At 59.9% G+C, this 18192-nt stretch carries 18 protein-coding genes; 15 read left to right on the top strand and 3 right to left on the bottom strand.

Annotated features, from left to right (window positions below):
- Nucleotides 1–2: 2 nt before the first annotated feature.
- The 9 genes from nadD to lipB all read left to right on the top strand — a co-directional run bounded on the left by nadD (nt 3) and on the right by lipB (nt 7800).
- Nucleotides 3–653: a nicotinate-nucleotide adenylyltransferase gene (nadD, locus tag AC13DJ_RS03025; RefSeq protein WP_482933873.1), complete on the top strand. Its 651-nt coding sequence runs from the start codon at nt 3–5 to the stop codon at nt 651–653.
- Between the two features lie 93 nt (nt 654–746).
- A complete protein-coding gene (gene rsfS / locus AC13DJ_RS03020; RefSeq protein WP_022988720.1) occupies nt 747–1097 on the top strand; it encodes a ribosome silencing factor in 351 nt (116 codons plus the stop codon).
- Nucleotides 1098–1099: 2 nt separating this feature from the next.
- The gene (gene rlmH / locus AC13DJ_RS03015) at nt 1100–1570 is read left to right on the top strand and encodes a 23S rRNA (pseudouridine(1915)-N(3))-methyltransferase RlmH (protein ID WP_022988721.1); all 471 of its coding nucleotides are present in this window, start codon (nt 1100–1102) and stop codon (nt 1568–1570) included.
- An 8-nt stretch (nt 1571–1578) separates the two neighbouring features.
- A complete protein-coding gene (gene mrdA / locus AC13DJ_RS03010; RefSeq protein ID WP_273134131.1) occupies nt 1579–3474 on the top strand; it encodes a penicillin-binding protein 2 in 1896 nt (631 codons plus the stop codon).
- Nucleotides 3474–4616 carry a rod shape-determining protein RodA gene (gene rodA, locus AC13DJ_RS03005; RefSeq protein WP_476130066.1) on the top strand — a complete coding sequence of 381 codons (1143 nt, stop codon included), beginning with the start codon at nt 3474–3476 and terminating at the stop codon, nt 4614–4616. Before mrdA ends, rodA begins: the two co-directional genes overlap by 1 nt.
- 113 nt (nt 4617–4729) lie before the next feature.
- Nucleotides 4730–5629: a septal ring lytic transglycosylase RlpA family protein gene (locus tag AC13DJ_RS03000; protein WP_058340383.1), complete on the top strand. Its 900-nt coding sequence runs from the start codon at nt 4730–4732 to the stop codon at nt 5627–5629.
- Between the two features lie 39 nt (nt 5630–5668).
- The gene (locus AC13DJ_RS02995) at nt 5669–6850 is read left to right on the top strand and encodes a D-alanyl-D-alanine carboxypeptidase family protein (protein WP_058340382.1); all 1182 of its coding nucleotides are present in this window, start codon (nt 5669–5671) and stop codon (nt 6848–6850) included.
- Nucleotides 6851–6891: 41 nt separating this feature from the next.
- Nucleotides 6892–7161: an HP0495 family protein gene (locus AC13DJ_RS02990; RefSeq protein ID WP_036219349.1), complete on the top strand. Its 270-nt coding sequence runs from the start codon at nt 6892–6894 to the stop codon at nt 7159–7161.
- Nucleotides 7162–7800 (top strand): lipoyl(octanoyl) transferase LipB, encoded by a 639-nt coding sequence (gene lipB, locus AC13DJ_RS02985; protein WP_022988727.1) that lies wholly within the window; start codon nt 7162–7164, stop codon nt 7798–7800.
- Nucleotides 7801–7806: 6 nt separating this feature from the next.
- Here lipB and AC13DJ_RS02980 read toward each other — a convergent pair whose 3' ends face one another.
- Nucleotides 7807–8898, bottom strand: a complete 1092-nt coding sequence (locus tag AC13DJ_RS02980) for a GGDEF domain-containing protein (protein ID WP_482933872.1) — start codon at nt 8896–8898, stop codon at nt 7807–7809.
- Between the two features lie 254 nt (nt 8899–9152).
- Here AC13DJ_RS02980 and AC13DJ_RS02975 point away from each other — a divergent pair, with 254 nt between their 5' ends.
- Nucleotides 9153–10598, top strand: a complete 1446-nt coding sequence (locus tag AC13DJ_RS02975) for an ABC1 kinase family protein (RefSeq protein WP_094624603.1) — start codon at nt 9153–9155, stop codon at nt 10596–10598.
- On the opposite strand, the gene AC13DJ_RS02970 is transcribed toward AC13DJ_RS02975, so the two are convergent.
- Nucleotides 10538–10981, bottom strand: coding sequence for a YqaA family protein (locus tag AC13DJ_RS02970; protein WP_058340378.1), 444 nt, complete (start codon nt 10979–10981; stop codon nt 10538–10540). The genes AC13DJ_RS02975 and AC13DJ_RS02970 overlap by 61 nt on opposite strands.
- A 131-nt stretch (nt 10982–11112) precedes the next feature.
- On the opposite strand from AC13DJ_RS02970, the gene AC13DJ_RS02965 reads away from it, so the two are divergent.
- The gene (locus tag AC13DJ_RS02965) at nt 11113–11355 is read left to right on the top strand and encodes a GrxA family glutaredoxin (RefSeq protein ID WP_094624604.1); all 243 of its coding nucleotides are present in this window, start codon (nt 11113–11115) and stop codon (nt 11353–11355) included.
- Nucleotides 11356–11430: 75 nt separating this feature from the next.
- Here the strand turns inward: AC13DJ_RS02965 and AC13DJ_RS02960 are convergent, their stop codons facing one another.
- Nucleotides 11431–12693 (bottom strand): 6-phosphofructokinase, encoded by a 1263-nt coding sequence (locus AC13DJ_RS02960; RefSeq protein ID WP_022990265.1) that lies wholly within the window; start codon nt 12691–12693, stop codon nt 11431–11433.
- A 145-nt stretch (nt 12694–12838) separates the two neighbouring features.
- Here AC13DJ_RS02960 and mpl point away from each other — a divergent pair, with 145 nt between their 5' ends.
- The 4 genes from mpl (at nt 12839) to AC13DJ_RS02940 (ending at nt 18116) form a co-directional block, all read left to right on the top strand.
- Entirely contained in the window at nt 12839–14233 is a 1395-nt protein-coding gene (gene mpl, locus AC13DJ_RS02955; protein ID WP_482933871.1) for a UDP-N-acetylmuramate:L-alanyl-gamma-D-glutamyl-meso-diaminopimelate ligase, read from the top strand.
- Nucleotides 14226–14849 carry a flavin prenyltransferase UbiX gene (locus tag AC13DJ_RS02950; RefSeq protein ID WP_482933870.1) on the top strand — a complete coding sequence of 208 codons (624 nt, stop codon included), beginning with the start codon at nt 14226–14228 and terminating at the stop codon, nt 14847–14849. Before mpl ends, AC13DJ_RS02950 begins: the two co-directional genes overlap by 8 nt.
- A gap of 121 nt (nt 14850–14970) precedes the next feature.
- Nucleotides 14971–16110 carry an acyl-CoA dehydrogenase family protein gene (locus AC13DJ_RS02945; protein ID WP_482933869.1) on the top strand — a complete coding sequence of 380 codons (1140 nt, stop codon included), beginning with the start codon at nt 14971–14973 and terminating at the stop codon, nt 16108–16110.
- Between the two features lie 143 nt (nt 16111–16253).
- Complete coding sequence (locus AC13DJ_RS02940; protein ID WP_482933868.1) at nt 16254–18116, top strand: hypothetical protein; 1863 nt, start codon at nt 16254–16256, stop codon at nt 18114–18116.
- Nucleotides 18117–18192: the final 76 nt, after the last annotated feature.

The raw sequence follows: 18192 nt of genomic DNA, 5'->3' as shown, positions 1-18192 counted from the left end.
CCATGCATGTAATCTACGGTGGCACCTTTGACCCCATCCACCACGGACATCTCCGGCTGGCGCTGGAGGTATCCGATGCCCTGGCGGTGGATCGGGTTCACCTGGTGCCCTGTCATATTCCTCCCCACCGGGGCGACACGGGGGCGACCTCTGCCCAGCGGCTCGAGCTGATCCGCCTGGCCATTGCCGGCGAAGAACGCCTGCGGGTGGATGACCGTGAACTTCAGCGGGCCGGTGCCTCTTATACCGCAGACACTTTGCGCCAGCTCCGGCAGGAACTGGGTGCGGAGGCGCCCCTGGTCATGGTCGTGGGTACTGATTCCTTTGCCGGCTTTGACCGCTGGCAGGACTGGCAGCAGATTCCCGAACTGGCGCACATTGTGGTGGTACGCAGGCCCGGCGCTGAGCTGCCTGAAAACAGTGGTGCGGCACACTTGCTTGCGGGCCGGCGCGCTGCCGGTGCGGCCAGTTTGCGGGAGAGCCCGGCTGGCCGGGTACTGGAGCTGGATCCGCCGCTGCTGGACATCTCGGCAACCGGCATTCGGGAGCGCATTGCAACCGGCCGTTCTCCCCGATACCTGATGCCCGATGCCGTGTGGCAGAGAGTGCAGGCACTGGGCCTTTATGGTTCCGGCAGCGCCGACGGTTTTTAGGAGTTATCCACAGCCGGCTTTGATGCTACAATCGCGGCTGAATATCACTTATCGGGCGGCCGCTCCGGCCAGAGCCCGGAAAACAGGGTAATTATGCAGGCAGAACAACTGAAAGATCTGGTCGTAAACGCTCTTGAAGAGGTCAAGGCACAGGATATCAGCGTGATTGATGTCCGTGATCGCACCAGCGTGACCGACTTTATGGTTCTCGCATCGGGTACTTCCAACCGTCACATCAAATCCCTTGCCGATTCCGTGGTTATCGAAGCCAAGGAGCAGGGTGTGCGCGCCAACAATGTTGAAGGCGGTGCCGGTAGTGACTGGATTCTGGTAGATCTGGGCGATGTGGTGGTTCACGTGATGATGCCTGCTACCCGCGAATTCTACGATCTGGAGCGCTTCTGGCGTGATGCTCCGGACCTTGGTGCAGCGGGCAGCGAGTAACCATGCGCCTGCGTCTGATCTGTGTCGGGCAGAAAATGCCCGACTGGGTCAGTGCGGGGTACAACGACTACGCCCGCCGGATGCCTCCGGAGTTGCCCCTCGAACTGACTGAAATCCCCATGGCCCATCGCGGCAAGAATCCGGATATTCCCCGGTTGATGCAGCGTGAAAGCGACGCCATCCTGTCGGCAGTGGGTCAGCGTGACCGCGTGATTGCGCTGGAAGTGGGTGGCCGGCCCTGGTCCACCGAGAAACTGGCGAGCCAGCTGGAAAACTGGCAGCAGGATGGCCAGGATGTCTGCTTTCTGGTGGGCGGCCCCGATGGCTTGGCTGACGCCTGCCGCAACCGTGCCGACCAGCAATGGTCACTTTCCCCCCTTACCCTGCCGCACCCGCTGGTGCGTATCGTCCTGGCCGAACAACTGTACCGGGCCTGGTCCATCACCCGTAACCACCCCTACCACCGGGCATAGGGCTGCCAATGGCCTGGGGCGAATTCAAGGACACCGTAGCAGAGCGCCGACTGTTCCAGCGCCGGGCACTGGTTATGCTGGTGCTGGTTATGCTTGCGTTGGGTGGTTTGCTGGCGCGGATGTACCAGTTACAGATCGTCGAGCATGAAATCTATACCACGCTGTCTGACAAGAACCGGGTGCAGGTGCAGTCGGTCCCGCCTCCCAGAGGGCTGGTTTACGACCGCAATAACCTGCTGCTGGCGGAAAACCGGCCGGTGTTCAGCCTGACCCTGGTGCCCGAGCGGATTGGCAGCATGGATGAAACCCTGGCCCGGCTGACGGAAATCCTGAGTATTTCCGATGAAGACATTGAACGCTTCCAGCGCCGGCTGAATGAACCGCGCCGCCCGTTCCAGGAAATCCCCCTGAGTTACGACCTGAACGAAGAGGAAATCGCCCGGATGGCGGTACACCGGCACCGGTTCCCCGGTGTCGAGGTCAAGGCCGAACTGGTTCGCTATTACCCTCACAGTGAGTTGACCGCCCATGCCCTGGGCTATGTCGGCCGTATTAACCGGAATGAACTGCAGCGCATTGATCCGGTGAATTACGCCGGCACCAACTACATCGGCAAATCCGGTGTGGAGCGATTCTATGAAAAAGTGTTGCACGGCAAGGTGGGGTACCAGCACGTAGAAACCAATGCCCGGGGGCGGATACTCCGGGTGCTGGAACGGGAAAACCCGGTACCCGGGGAAGACCTGCAGCTGCACCTGGATTTGCGCCTGCAACGCAAGGCCCACGAATTGCTGGAAGGCCGGCGTGGCGCCATCATTGCGATCGAGCCCGCCACCGGCGGCATCCTGGCTCTGGCCAGCGTGCCCGGCTTCGATGCCAACAAGTTTGTGACCGGTATCAGTGTTAAAGACTACCGGGATCTGAGTGAAAGCATCGACAAGCCCCTGTTCAACCGGGCCCTGCGTGGCCAGTATCCCCCCGGCTCCACCATCAAGCCCATGATGGCCGTGGCTGCCCTGGACAGTGGCGTAACCACCCGCGAGCGAACCATCTGGGACCCGGGCTATTTCCAGCTCAAGGAAAGCGGTCGACGCTACCGGGACTGGAAACGAACCGGGCATGGCTGGGTAGACCTGATGGATTCCGTGGCGGAGTCCTGCGATGTGTATTTTTATCAGATAGGCGTCGAAATGGGTGTCGACGTGATGTACGACTACCTGTCCCGCTTCGGGTTTGGTGAAGACGCCACCCTCGACGTCGCCGGGGCCCTCAGTGGTCTGCTGCCGTCCCGGGACTGGAAGCGGGCGGTCCGCAGTGAACCCTGGTATCCGGGGGATTCCGTCAATATGAGTATCGGCCAGGGCTTTTTCCTGGCTACACCCCTGCAACTGGCGACCGCCACGGCCCTGATTGCCAACCGGGGTGAGTGGGTAGAACCGCGCCTGCTGAAAGATATCCGTGGTGACCGCCCGGTGGAAGAGTTCCTGCCGGCATCCACCCATAAGCCCCTGGATCTCAAGAATCCTGACGATTGGGAATACGTGGTGGATACCATGGAAGAAGTTATGCACGGAACCCGCGGCACGGCTCGTGGTGCCGCCAGGGGTGCCAGCTACCGGATGGCGGGTAAAACCGGTACCGCCCAGGTGTTCAGCCTGGGTGAAGATGAAGAATACGATGCCGAGGAGATCCGCGAGCGCCTGCGGGACCACGCGCTGTTTGTCGGCTTTGCCCCCACAGACGATCCGAAAATCGCCGTTGCCATCATTGTCGAGAATGGCGGTGGCGGCAGCAGTGTCGCGGCACCGGTTGCCCGCGGGCTGTTTGATGCGTGGCTGGAGGAATTCCCTGCGGCAGAGGCGGCCCAGGTGGTGGGCCAGGCTGAAACCGGAGGTGAGGGCTGATGGCACTCGGAAAGCTGTTGAACAGCCAGGAATCGGGCGCTCTGGGCCGGCCCAGAAGCATCTGGTCAACGTTACACCTGGATCCAATCTTGCTGGCGTTATTGTTGCTGCTGGTGGGTGGAGGCCTGTTTGTGTTGTACAGCGGTGCAGACCGGAACTTTGCCGTGGTTGAGGGCCAGATGATCCGGTTGGGCGTGGCCTTTGTAGTGATGTTTGTGTTTGCCCAGCTGGACCCTGCAATATTCCGGCGCTGGGCTCCCTGGCTGTACCTGGCTGGCCTGGCCGGGTTGGTGGCGGTGTTGCTGGTGGGTGTTGGTGCCAAGGGTGCCCAGCGCTGGCTGGCGCTACCCGGGCTGCCCCGTTTCCAGCCTTCGGAGCTGATGAAACTGGTGGTACCGATGATGGCGGCCTGGTATTTGTCCCGCTATTACCTGCCACCCACGTTTTCGCGGATTGTGGTTGGCCTGGTGATTGTTCTGTTGCCCATGTTCCTGATCATCCAGCAGCCTGACCTGGGTACTTCGCTGCTGGTGGGTATGGCAGGTATCTTCGTGGTGTTCTTTGCCGGCATCAGCTGGAAGCTCATTACGGCCTTTTTCGGCATGGTGGCGGTTTCCGCGCCGCTGATGTGGTTCTACGTGATGCGGGACTATCAGAAGCAACGGGTGCTGACCCTGCTTGACCCGCAAAGTGATCCCCTGGGGGCGGGGTGGAACATTATCCAGTCGAAAACCGCCATCGGCTCCGGCGGGATGGATGGCAAGGGCTGGCTCCAGGGCACCCAGTCGCACCTGGAATTCCTCCCGGAAAGCCATACCGACTTTATTGTGGCGGTGCTTGCCGAGGAATTCGGCTTTGTCGGCATGATGCTGCTGATGGCGGTGTATTTCCTGATTATCCTGCGCTGTCTCTATATTTCCGTAACCGCTCAGGACTCCTTCAGCCGTTTGCTGGCGGGCGCCCTGACCATGACCTTCTTCATCTACATCTTTGTGAACGTGGGAATGGTCAGCGGGCTGCTGCCAGTGGTTGGTGTTCCGCTGCCCCTGATCAGTTACGGGGGCACGTCCGGGGTCACCCTGATGGCGGCCTTCGGTGTGCTGATGTCGATTCACACCCACCGCCGGATGATCTCGGCGTAGCCGGGCTGGCAATAATGGCCGGCCGGTAATGGTGAATCACGCCTGGAACCCGTTACAATGTTGCCGGTCAGTAATGACTGACTAACCGAGACAATACAGGGGTAGGCGCTGATATGCTGCAGGTTCCGAAACATTGGCTGCCGGGGTTGATCACACTGGTTCTGGTGTCTGGCTGTGCCAGCACTCCGGCTCCGGAAACCGATCATTCCTCGCGCTATACCATAAAGCAGGATCGTGGCCCCTCCGGTGACTACGATATCAGCGGCCTGACCGACGCGGTGCCCCGTTACGAGGAGCCTCGCCGGGCCGGTAACAAATCCCCGTACACCGTGTGGGGCAAGAGTTACCGGGTGATCGACAGCAATGACGGTTATGTGGCCCGGGGTACAGCCAGCTGGTATGGTGAGAAATTCCACGGCCACAAAACGTCCAATGGCGAGACCTTCGACATGTACGCCATGTCGGCCGCCCACAAGTCTTTGCGCATACCGGGATATGCCCGGGTGACCAACCTGGACAATGGCCGGTCGGTGATTGTCCGGGTGAATGATCGTGGCCCGTTTCACGGCGACCGCCTGATTGATCTGTCCTATGCGGCAGCCAAGAAGCTGGATTATCACGCCCGCGGCACAGCCCGGGTGGAAGTGGCCGCTATCACGGTTCGTCCGGATGGCGCCATGTTCCTGGCGGGCGAGCCATTTGAGCCCACTGGCAAGGTCCAGGCACCGGTGCAGGTAGCCTCAGAACCTGCCTCTGCGCCGGCAGCATCGGGACAGGCGTTGTTTGTGCAGCTGGGTGCCTTCAGCAGTCGGGACCCGGCCGAAGCCCTGCTGGCCAGGGCCCGGGAAGCAACGGAGACTCCGGCACGATTGCGTGAAGTGAGCACCGGCTCGGGACGTTTCCACCGTGTACAGGTGGGCCCGTTCCCGAATGAAGACGAAGCCCGCTATGCCCGGAACCTGCTGGAATCCCGGGGTTTCGGCCAGCCCATAGTCCTGACGGATTCGCACTGAGTTGCCGCCGGCACACATAAGACCAACATCTGACGACGAATGACACAACCCATGGCTTTCAAAATGTTTACCCGAATTTTTCTACTGGCATTTGCTCTGTTTGTAACCGCAGGGACGGCTTCGGCCCAGTCCCAGTCGGTCCTGATTCCTTCTCCTCCGGCCATTGCCGGCAGCTCCTGGGTTCTGATGGACCCCCTGAGCGGCCGTGTGATCATGGAGAACAACAGCAACGAGCGTTTGCCCCCGGCCAGCCTGACCAAGATGATGACGGCTTACATCGTTGAGCGTGAGCTGGACGAAGGCCGGATTTCCATGTCTGACATGGTGCCCATCAGTGTGAAAGCCTGGCGTACCGAGGGTTCCAGGACCTTCGTACAGGAAGGCACCACGGTATCCGTGGAAAACCTGCTGAAAGGCGTGATCATCCAGTCTGGTAACGATGCCTCCGTGGCCCTGGCCGAATTTATTGCCGGTAGTGAGGGTGCGTTCGTGGATATCATGAACCAGCAGGCGCAATTGCTGGGTATGACGAACACCAACTTCCAGAATGCCACCGGCTTGCCGGCCCCGGATCATTTTTCGACCGCCTACGACCTGGCCCTTCTGGCCCGGGCAATTATCCAGGACTATCCGGAAAACTATCCGCTGTATGCGGAGAAGCACTTCACCTACAACAATATCCGTCAGCCAAACCGCAACGCCCTGTTGTGGCGGGATGACAGCGTGGATGGCCTGAAGACCGGCCACACCGAAGAAGCCGGTTACTGCCTGGTGGCCTCTGCCAAGCGTAACGATACCCGCCTGATTGCCTCGGTAATGGGCACCTCGAGTTCCGAAGCCCGGGCCCAGGAAGTTCAGAAAATGCTGAACTACGGTTTCCGTTACTACGAAACCGAGCGTTTGTTCCGTGCCGGCCAGGAGCTGGTGCAGGCAAAGGTCTGGGGTGGCCAGGCTGACCAGATTTCCGTGGGTATGCCGGAAGATGTTTACGTAACCATTCCCCGCGGCTCCAGAAACCAGCTGGAATCTACCGTAGACCTTGATTCTGTGATCAAGGCACCCATCAATGTGGGAGACGAGCTGGGTCGCGTTCGGGTTATCCTGGATGGCGAAACCCTGGTGGACGAACCGGTACTGGCGCTGACCGAAGTGCCGGAAGGCGGGCTGTTCAAGCGGCTTTGGGATGCCATCAAGCTCTTTTTTGTTCAACTGTTTGAGTGAGCCACAGGCACAGAGTGTGCCCTGGCCGGGAGAAAGACGGCGTGAGTGAGCCGAAAGCACCGAAAATTGAATTTCCCTGCGATTACGTGATCAAGGTGATCGGTAATGCAGCCCCGGATTTCACGGAATTCGTGGTGGAAGTGGTGGAGCAGCACGCGCCGGGCATCTGCGAGGCAGATATCTCGGTAAACGACAGCAGCAAGGGCCGGTTTTCGTCTGTGCAGCTGAAAATCGTTGCCACCGGCGAAGAGCAACTCAAGGCACTGTTTGAGGACCTCAAAGCCAGTGGCCGGGTTCACATGGTGCTGTAAATGCCAGACCTGATTGTCCGCTCGCTGGGCCAGCAGCCCTACATGGAAGCCTGGGAGGCGATGAAAACTTTCACCGCTAACCGGGACGAATCCACGGTCGACGAACTCTGGTGCCTGGAACATCCCCGGGTGTTTACCCAGGGGCAGGCGGGCAAGGCCGAGCATATCCTGTTACCGGGTGATATCCCGGTTATCCAGGTAGACCGCGGCGGCCAGGTGACGTACCACGGCCCGGGCCAGCTGGTGATCTACCTGTTGATTGACCTGTCCCGGCGCAAACTGGGTGTCCGGGCCCTGGTGGATGTGATCGAGCAGGCTATTGTGCGCACACTGGCCCAGTCCGGTGTGGAAGCGGCACCCCGTGCCGACGCACCCGGTGTCTATGTGAACGGGGCCAAGATCGCATCGCTGGGCCTGCGGGTGCGCCGGGGCTGTTCTTTCCACGGCCTGGCCCTGAACGTGAATATGGACATGGAACCTTTCTCCCGCATCAATCCCTGTGGCTATGCCGGCATGAACATGTGTCAGGTGAAAGACTTCGAGCAGGGCGCCTCGGTATACGAGCTTGAACGCCGCCTGGTGAAAGAGCTGGTAGCCGGGCTGGGCAACCAGCAGGTGGAGCATCGCCAGGGCTGGTAAGCCGGTTCAGCGTGCAGCATTGGCCTCGATGCACACCTGGTCCCGGCCGCCGGACTTGGCGGCATACAGGGCTTCATCGGCCCGCTGCAACAGCCGGTCAATCGATTCCGATCCTCGAATGCTGGCAACGCCGGTACTGATGGTAACCCCCATGGTTTTGCCGCTTTCGGTCTGAACGGACTGCCTGGCTACTGCGGCCCGCATCCGTTCAGCGCTGGCACTGGCTTCGGCCAGAGCCGTTTCCGGTAACAGCACCAGGAATTCCTCCCCGCCCCAACGGGCAATGGTATCCATCTTGCGACAGCCGGATGCCAGCGTGCGCGCCACCAAGATAATCAGTTCGTCGCCCACCTGGTGGCCATGCTGGTCGTTCACGGTCTTGAACAGGTCAATGTCCATCAGTAATACCGAGAAAGGCCGCCCGTTGCGCAGGTAGCGCTGGTATTCGCCTTCGAGCTGGGTCAGGCCTTCGCGGCGGTTGGCCAGCCCGGTCAGGGCATCGTGCTTGGCCGCATATTCGAACTCCGCCGCCAGTTTCAGCAGCCCCAGCTTGCTGCGGCGCCGGCTCTGGTCGAGGATATAGCCAGTGATCATTTCGAACGCGAGCACGATCACCAGGGAAATCCGGAAACTGCTGCTGTAAGTGGCGCCAAACAGCCATTCGCCGGCGGGGCTGAACAGAAACAGTACGGCCAGCCAGCCGCCAGCACAGGCAAACACGCCCACCCGGGCTTCACTGATGTAAAAGATGATGGGCGGGTAGGCAAACAGCCAGATAATGGCAGAGCCATCTTCCACCGCGTGCACGGCAAGGTACGTGAACAGCACGGTGATCAGCGAAATGAAGCCCCGACGCTGCAAGGTTTTGTGGCGAAAGCCCAGAAACACCAGCAGGTTGAGTGCCAGCAGGCCGGAGAATACCAGCAGCACGCTGGCGTTCAGGTTGTCGCCATGCTGGCTCGAGCGCCAGGCGAAGAAGGCCAGTATGGGAACCGCGGCCGCGCTCAGCCAGTTGATCAGGGCCGGTACAGGAATTTCGCCTTTAACCCGAAACTGAGACAGCTCGGAATCGGCAGCGGAGTGGGGTGTCTGCGTCATGGCATTATTGTTGTGTAAGATTTCAGGGCGGCCAGTCGTGGCCGGTCTGTACATAGTAGAGGCACTTAAGTGCTGTGACTGTATCGAATCGTAACCTTCAGCGGGTACTGATTATTGCTGGTTAAAGTTCGTGCACATTGGCCCCGGAAGCGGAAATCCGGCGACGAATCGGTTAGCTTGTATCGGGGCAGGATCCGTATAATGCATGGAAGTATCGGAAAAGCAGCAAATTCCCAGACAAAGACAGGTCGTTCATGACAGAAAGGCGCTCCGGAAAATCCGTCTCACGCATCAAGACCGGTAGTTTTGAGCGTCGGCTGTCGCTGACCAAGGCCGGTCTCTTTGCCGGAACCCGCATGGCTTCCCACATGGCTACCAACTGGTTCAGCAGCAAAGACACCCGTGAGCAAAGGCACAAGGCCATGCTGTCCAGCCAGGCCCGGTTCCTGGTAGATGAGCTTGGCCGCCTGAAGGGCAGTGTGGTCAAGATCGGCCAGGTGATGGCGCTGTACGGCGAGCACTTTCTGCCGGAAGAAGTGACTGAAGCCCTGCATACCCTGGAAGACCAGACCACGTCCCTGGAGTGGCCTGCCATTGAACGGGTGCTGAAGGCGGAAATCGGTGCGGACCGGCTGGCAGAGCTGGAGGTAGACCCGGAACCCATAGGCGCTGCCTCGCTGGGGCAGGTGCACCGTGCCGTGCGCCGCAGCGATGGCCTGGAGCTGGTGCTGAAGGTTCAGTACCCCGGCGTGGCTGATGCTGTAGACAGCGACCTCAACGCCGTGGCCCAGTTATTGAAAGTGGCCAGGCTGGTGAGCTTTGGCCCCGAATTCAATGACTGGCTCGAAGAAGTCCGGCAGATGATGCACCGGGAGGTGGACTACCGGCTGGAAGCCCGCACCACGGAAAAATTCCGCCAGATGCTGGCGGACGATCCCCGGTTTATCGTGCCCCGGGTGCTGCCGGAATATTCCACCGATCACATCATCGCCTCAACCTATGAACACGGCCATTCCGTAGGCTCCCAGGAAGTGCGGGAGCTGTCCCTGGAGCGCCGGAGCGCCCTGGGCAAGGCGGCCCTTGAGCTGTTTTTCCGGGAGCTGTTTGTCTGGGGCGAAATCCAGACCGATCCCAACTTCGGCAATTACCGGATCCGTATTGCCGGTGAAGCCGGGGAGGAGCCGGATTATGATCGCATTGTGCTGCTCGATTTCGGTGCGGTACAAAGCTATTCCCGGGAGTTTCTGGACCCGGTCATCCAGATGATCCGGGCGTCCTATGAAGACGACCTGGAACAGGTGATCGAGGGCGGCGTGAAGCTGCGCTTTATGAGCTACGACTGGCCCCGGGAAGTGCTGGAAAAGTTCGGACAGGTTTGCATGTCGGTGCTGGAGCCCCTGGCCCGGGACCAGGGCCAGTGGCCGGACTATGCGGTGAACAGCCACGGCCAGTACCGCTGGAAACAGAGCGACCTGCCATCCCGGGTGGCCCGGCAGGCAGCCCGCTCGGCCATCAGCCGTTACTTCCGGGTACCGCCCAAGGAGTTCGTGTTCCTGAACCGGAAGCTGATTGGTGTGTACACCTTTGTGGCGGTGATGCACTCCGAGTTTAATGGTGAACCACTGTTGCGCCGTTACCTTTACGGTGAGGATCCGACCAACCCGGACGCTTCCAGTACCACCCAAATCACAAAGGCGTAGCGCAAGCCCTTGCCGATGGCTACCAGCACTACAAAGTTGAGCCAGGGCACCCGCATAATGCCGCCCACCAGTGTGAGCGCGTCACCCCCGATCGGCAGCCAGCCGAGCAGCAAAGACCACTGCCCGTAGCGGTTGAACCGGTTGCGGGCCTTGTGCAGTTGCAGTTCGCTGACCGGAAACCAGCGTTTGTGTTTGAACCTGTCTACCTGCCGGCCAATGATGCCATTCACCACCGAGCCCAGGGTATTGCCGGCGGTGGCCCAGAACCAGATCCAGAACAGGGCGTAATCCTGGTTCACCAGGGTGCCCACCAGGATCTCCGAGTAGGCTGGCAGCAGGGTAGCGGCCGCGAAGGCGGTCAGGAAAAGGGTCAGGTAGGCCATGGCGTCTCCATGGCTGAATCGTAAAGTACTATGGCTGTAATGGTAAGTGCCAATTTCCAATCCCCGGACGAGCTGTCATTATTTGCCCAACTTTCAGGTTTTGGTTTTCCTTTATTTCCCGAGGAGGTTTTATGGAGCAGGTTACCATCTACGGTCGCATGAGCTGCCCGTTCTGCGTAGCGGCAAAGAACTTGTGCGAGTCCCGGAACATGCCCTACGTGTGGGTCGACATGATCGAGAAAGGGCTGAGCAAGCAGGACGTTGCCGACAGGATTGGCCGCCCGGTGTATACCGTGCCGCAGATTCTGGTGGGTGACGAATACGTTGGCGGCTACGACGATTTCTCCGCCTACGTGCGCAGGCAGCCCGCCTGACGCCATTTTCCGTCTTCCGGAAACACAAAGGCCCGGCTGTAAAAAGCCGGGCCTTTGTGTTTCTGGCGATAGCTGTTACAGGGTGAACTCTGTTTTCAGCTTTTTCTCGGCCAGTTGGTTTTTCAGCTTGGCCACCTTGGGCAGGCCGTTCTCGAACGGCGGGAAGCTCTCGCCCTCGATCAGCGGCTGCAGGTAGTCACGGCACTCCTCGGTAATGCCGAAGCCGTCATCCGTAATATAGTGGATGGGCATTTTCTTTTCCTGGTTAGCCACCTCGCTCAGGTTAGCCTGGCCAATGCTCCAGCGGTAAGGCTTGGCCTGGTCCCGCACGATGGTGGGCATCAATGCCTGTTTGCCGTTCAGCGCCATTTCCACGGCAGCCTTTCCCACGGAGTAGGCCTGTTCTACGTCGGTAGCGGAGGCAATGTGCCGCGCTGCGCGCTGCAGGTAATCGGCAACGGCCCAGTGGTACTTGTGGCCCAGGGCCTGCTTCACCATGTTGGCCAGGGCCGGTGCAACACCGCCCAGCTGGGTGTGGCCGAAGGCATCCTTGGCGCCAGCGTCGGCTACGAACCGGCCGTCTTCGTACTGGGCACCTTCCGAGGCAACCACCACGCAGTAGCCGTAATCTTTCACGCACTGGTCTACGCGCTCCAGGAACTTCTCCCGGTTGAACGGGATTTCCGGGAACAGGATGATGTGGGGTGGTTCGCCTTCACCCTGGCCAGCCAGGCCGCCGGAAGCGGCAATCCAGCCCGCGTGCCGGCCCATCACTTCCAGGATGAACACCTTGGTGGAGGTTTCGCACATAGACTTGATGTCCAGGCTGGCTTCCAGGGTAGAGGTGGCAATGTACTTGGCGACAGAACCAAAGCCGGGGCAGCAGTCAGTGAACGGCAGGTCGTTGTCGACAGTTTTGGGTACACCGATGCAGGTGATCGGATATCCCATCTTGTCGGCCAGCTGGGATACCTTGTAGGCGGTATCCTGGGAATCGCCGCCACCGTTATAGAAGAAGTAGCCGATGTCGTGGGCACGGAACACTTCGATCAGGCGCTCGTACTCGCGCTGGTTCTCAGACAGGTTCTTCAGCTTGTAGCGGCAGGAACCGAAAGCGCCGCCCGGGGTATGAATCAGCGCCTGGATGGCGTCATCTGACTCCAGGCTGGTATCAATCAGCTCTTCTTTCAGGGCGCCGATAATGCCGTTGCGGCCGGCAAACACCTTGCCGATCTTGTCCGGGTGCTGGCGGGCGGTCTGAATAACGCCACAGGCACTGGCGTTAATAACGGCGGTAACCCCGCCAGACTGGGCATAAAATGCATTCTTGATAGCCATCTCGGGCTAAAGCCTCCTGCTGGTTCAATGATGGCGCAAATCATACGCGAATCAGGTGGAAGTTTCATGAGCATATACCGTGCCCTTGACCCCGCAGAAAGTATGGTAGAGGCTTGGCAGGTTTCAAACCGGAGGCCTTACCTTAATGCACATACACATCCTGGGAATCTGCGGCACTTTCATGGGCAGCCTGGCGGTCATCGCCCGGGAACTGGGGCACACTGTGACCGGCTCCGACCAGGGGGTATACCCGCCCATGAGCACCCAGCTGGAGGCCCAGGGTATCTCGTTAATGGAAGGCTACCGGGTGGAGAACCTGGAGCCGAAGCCGGACCTGGTGCTGATCGGTAATGCCATGTCCCGGGGCAACCCGGAGGTGGAAGCTGTTCTGAACCGGCGCATCGATTACATGTCCGGCCCCGAGTGGCTGGCCCGGGAAGTCCTGCGCCATCGCTGGGTGATGGCGGTGGCCGGCACCCACGGCAAAACCACCACCACCGCCATGCTGCTGTGGATTTTGGACCAGGCCGGGTTTGATGCCGGCTACCTGGTGGGCGGCGTGCCCCAGGATTTCCCGGTGTCCGCGCGCCTGGGCAGCAGCGACTTCTTTGTCATCGAGGCCGATGAATACGACAGCGCGTTCTTCGACAAGCGCTCCAAGTTTATCCATTACCGCCCGAACACCCTGATCCTGAACAACCTGGAATACGACCACGCCGATATTTTCGAGAACGTGGAAGCCATCGAGCGCCAGTTCCACCACCTGGTGCGCACTGTTCCGTCCCAGGGGCTGATCATTCGTCCGGCCCTGGACCAGCACCTGGACAATGCGCTGGAAATGGGCTGCTGGAGCCCGGTGCAGGATACCGCCATCGGCAGCGAGATCAGCCGCACCGCAGACTGGCGCGCGGAGCTGCTGGCAGAAGACGGCAGCCGCTTTATGGTCATCCACCACGAGCAGCCGGTGGCTACCCTGAAGTGGAAACTGACGGGTATGCACAACGTGCGTAATGCGCTGTCAGCCATTGCCGCTGCCCGCCATGTGGGTGTAACGCCGGACCATGCCGTGGCCGCCTTGTGCCGGTTCTCCGGTGTTAAGCGGCGGATGGAGCTGGTGGGCGAGGTTGGTGGTGTGCGGGTGTATGACGACTTTGCCCATCACCCGACGGCCATTGCCCTGACCCTTGAGGGCTTGCGCAGCCAGGTGGGGGACGAGCCGATTCTTGCCATTATCGAGCCCCGTTCCAACACCATGAAACAGGGTGTACACCAGCAGACCCTGATTCCCAGTGCCGCGGCAGCAGACCGTGTACTCTGGGGTAACCTGAGCGAGATGAGCTGGCTGCCGGAACTGGTGAACGGCTGGCGTGCCGAGCACGGCGAGCTGGACCACCATGGCGTGGAAGAGTCGGTCGATGCCCTGATTGCCCGGGCCGTGGACCAGCTGCCGGAAACCTGCCACATTGTGATCATGAGTAACGGTGGCTTCGGTGGTATTCACCGCAAACTGGTCGCCGAACTGGAGAAGCGTCGTGGCTGAAACATCACCGGTAATTAACCTGGCATTTACCGGCGCGTCCGGGGCCCAATACGGACTGCGCCTGCTGCAGTGCCTGGTAGCGAACGGTTGCCGGGTGAACGTGATGATCAGCAAGGCGGCCCAGGTGGTGATTGCTACCGAAACTGATTTCCGTTTGCCGGGTTCCACCCCGGCCATGGCGGAGGCGCTGTCTGCATACGCGGGCGCCGAAGCCGGGCAGGTACAGGTGTTCGGCCGGGAGGAGTGGTTTTCCCCGCCGGCCTCGGGCTCCGGCGAGAAAGCGCCTTTGGTAATCTGCCCCTGCAGCACCGGCACCCTGTCGGCCCTGGCCACCGGTGCCAGCAACAACCTGATCGAGCGGGCCGGCGATGTGGCGCTGAAAGAACGCCGCAAGCTGATCCTGGTGCTGCGTGAAACCCCGTATTCCGAAGTGCACCTGGAGAACATGCTCAAGCTCACCCGCATGGGGGCGGTGATCATGCCGGCCAGTCCGGGGTTCTATCACAACCCTCAATCCCTGGATGACCTGGTGGACTTCATGGTGGCCCGGATTCTTGACCACCTGGACCTGCCGCAAACCCTGGTCCCGCGCTGGGGTGCAAAGAAAACAGATTGACCCTTCCCGGGACGTTGGTTTTGGCCAAAGCGATTGATGGTTTTCACCATTGAGCCAAAACCCGCCCCGCCACAGACTTGCTGAACACAACGATAAACCAACCCGTTCACCGAGGTTCAGCATGATTCCACGTACTCTGTTCGACGCCGATCTTGAAGGCTTTCGCGATTCCGTTCGCAAGTTCCTGGAACAGGAAGCCGCGCCTTATCACGAGCAATGGGAAAAGGATGGCCAGGTCAGCCGCGAGCTCTGGCGAAAGGCGGGCGAGCTGGGCTTCCTGTGCCCGATGCTGCCGGAAGAGTACGGCGGCGTAGGGGCCGATTTCCGCTACTCGGCGGTGATTATGGAAGAAATCTCCCGGGCCGGTTTGTCCGGCATTGGCTGGGGACTGCACTCCGATATTGTGGCGCCTTACATCCTGAACTACGGCTCGGAAGAGCAGAAGCAGAAGTACCTGCCGAAAATGGCCTCCGGTGAAATGATTACCGCCATCGCCATGACCGAGCCGGGCGCCGGTTCTGACCTGCAGGGCGTAAAGACCACCGCCATTCGCCAGGGCGACCACTACAATCTCAATGGCTCCAAAACGTTTATTACCAACGGCCAGCTGGCGGACCTGGTGATCGTTGTGGCCAAGACCGATCCCAAGGAAGGCGCCAAGGGCACCAGCCTGTTGCTGGTGGAAACCGCCTGGGAAGGTTTCGAGAAAGGCCAGAACCTGAACAAGGTGGGCATGAAGGCCCAGGACACCTCCGAGCTGTTCTTCCAGGATGTAAAAGTGCCGGCCGATAATCTGTTGGGCAGCATGGAAGGGCAGGGCTTCTTCCAGCTGATGCAGGAGTTGCCGGCGGAGCGCCTGCAAGTGGCTCTGACTGCCGTAGCCGCTGCCGAAGCAGCCTGGCAGTGGACCCTGGACTACGTGAAAGAGCGCAAAGCCTTCGATAAACCGGTTATCGCGTTCCAGAACACCCGTTTCAAGCTGGCGGAGCTGAAAGCTGAAATCACGGCGGCCCGGGTGTTCACTGACCGCTGCCTTGAACTGCATCTGGACAAGAAGCTGGATATCCCCACTGCGGCCATGCTCAAGCAGCACACCACAGACCTGCAGTGCAAGGTGATGGATGAATGCGTGCAGCTGCACGGCGGCTATGGCTATATGTGGGAATACCCCATTGCCAGGGCCTGGGCCGATTCGCGGGTGCAGCGCATCTATGCCGGCACCAACGAAATCATGAAGGAAATCGTGGCTCGTTCATTCTGAGGGTTTTGACCCGACTGGCCCCGACACCGTGCGGGGCCAGTGCTTTACCAAACTTTACAATTTGCCAAGCCTGTCAAGGTCTCCCGGCGGTACATCCCCTAAAGTAGCGGCACAACCTCTAACAAGGATAACCGGTTGCCGCGATGAAACGCCTGACTGCTCTCTCCGTTCCCCTGCTTACCCTTGCCATCGCCGGTTGTGGCGAAGAATCCGACCAACTGCCCGTAGATGGCCGCGATTTCGATGGCGTGAACTACAGCGAACCGGCGCCGTATCAGGGGCGGGTGATTGATGGCTATCTGAAGAATGCCCGGGTGTGGCTGGATGTGAACGGTGATGGAAAGTACACCGCGGAGTCGTTCACTGTAGAGCTGGATAATGGCAATTCTGCGGTTATCGAAGGCGGAGAACCCATGGCCATGAGTGGTCAGGATGGCGCGTTCAGCCTGGACCTTGCCGCTTTGCAGTTGTCACCCCAGGAAGGCCGACCGCTTGATCCACGGGACTACCCGCTGTTCGCAGCCGCTATTCCCGGAACCACGGTTGAGCAGACCGAAGTGGGGGATCAGGCCATAGCCGTGGGCTATGTTTTGTCGGCTAATCCCGGTGTCCGCAATGTAACGCCGCTGACCACCCTGGCCCGTTACCAGACGGCATTGGAATTGATGCCCGGGGGCGATCTGGGTGAGAGCCTGGCTGGCATCAACGTGACTGCGGATTATATTCGTGGGCAGGATGCCCGGGCCCATGCCTATGCCCGGGCACTGGTGAAGTTTATGACGCAGCAGGTGGCAAGCAGCATGCCCAACAGGGCGGGCGCAGAGCTTAGCCTGAGCCCGGAAGAGGCCCGGCTTCTGGGCACTTCCCTGTTGCGGCACGCTCCGGCCGTAATTACGGCCGTAGATCAGGCGGCTGGCGATGACTACTCCAGCGTGGCGATCGATACTCTGGAACTGCCGGATGTCACCGTCAGTATCACCGATCCGCTGGTGCTGACGGGGCAGCAGGTCTTTGCTCGTGCGGAAAGTAGTGAGCTGCCAGTGGCACCGGATGACCTGGTTGCCTCAACCGGGCTTGAGTTTGAGTACGGTGAAGACGGGCGGCTGGCTAAAATTGCGGCGAATGGCTGCCTGGCGCTGTCGATGCCGGAACTGGCCCGGCTGATTGAAGCTGGTGGTTATATGGGCAGGCTTTCTACCCAGTGGCTGCCCTCGGTATCCCTAGCGCCAGCGGGTTGGGATGCGTTCAATCCTGAAAACGATCCCGACCAGGCAGTGGATGAAACTCTGACCTTTGACTGGGATGGAGGGGCGATCGAATTCCAGACGTCGACACTTTGCCATGCAGCCAGGGGCATCGAACCGGCGTCCACCGAGCTTGGAGCCGGAGCGGAGGTTAGCTATAGCTGGAGTGAGCAGGACGGTGCAATCTCGGAGCTTGTTGCGACAGTCGGTGGCGCTGGTGCGGACGCGGGAACGGTCTACCGGCTAACCGGGGGGGATCCCGATAGTAGCGTTAAGCTGTTTGCGGGTTACGCGGTCACCAAAGATGAGGAGCCGTTGGAAGTTGTGGAATGGCAGGGAGGGGTCGTTGAGTGCGACCTGGTTGACACTGAAACCAATCAGGAAAACTTTTTGGTGACAGCAATCCAGAGCTATTTGTTTTCCGGTTACGAGCCACAGCCGGCAACGTTCACCAATCTGGCACTGGAATACGATACCCGGACGCTTTCAACAGACGGTGCTGAGGTAAAGGTCAATCGCCTCCTGCGCTATGCATTCCTGGATCCGGCGCTGGCCGGTTCGGGCAATGTGACGGCAGACGCCGGGTTCCAGTGGTTACTGCACTACGACTCCACGCCGGATGTAAATGCTCCGAACCTGATTCGGGAGGCTTATCTGTCTGATTATTCTGTGCAGAGTTGCGGAACCGGCAGGCCCGCGCGAGTTATGGTGATTTCTGGTGTATGGAAGCAGGCTGAAGGGGTGGCGTATCCTGTTGGTTGATCACCGCCAAGATCACAACCAACAGAGGAATGATACGCCATGTCCGAGTCTAACCTGCATGCTCTTTCACAACCAG

This window comes from Marinobacter sp. L-46 (assembly GCF_056859535.1).
This window is presented reverse-complemented; position numbering and strand designations above follow the sequence as displayed.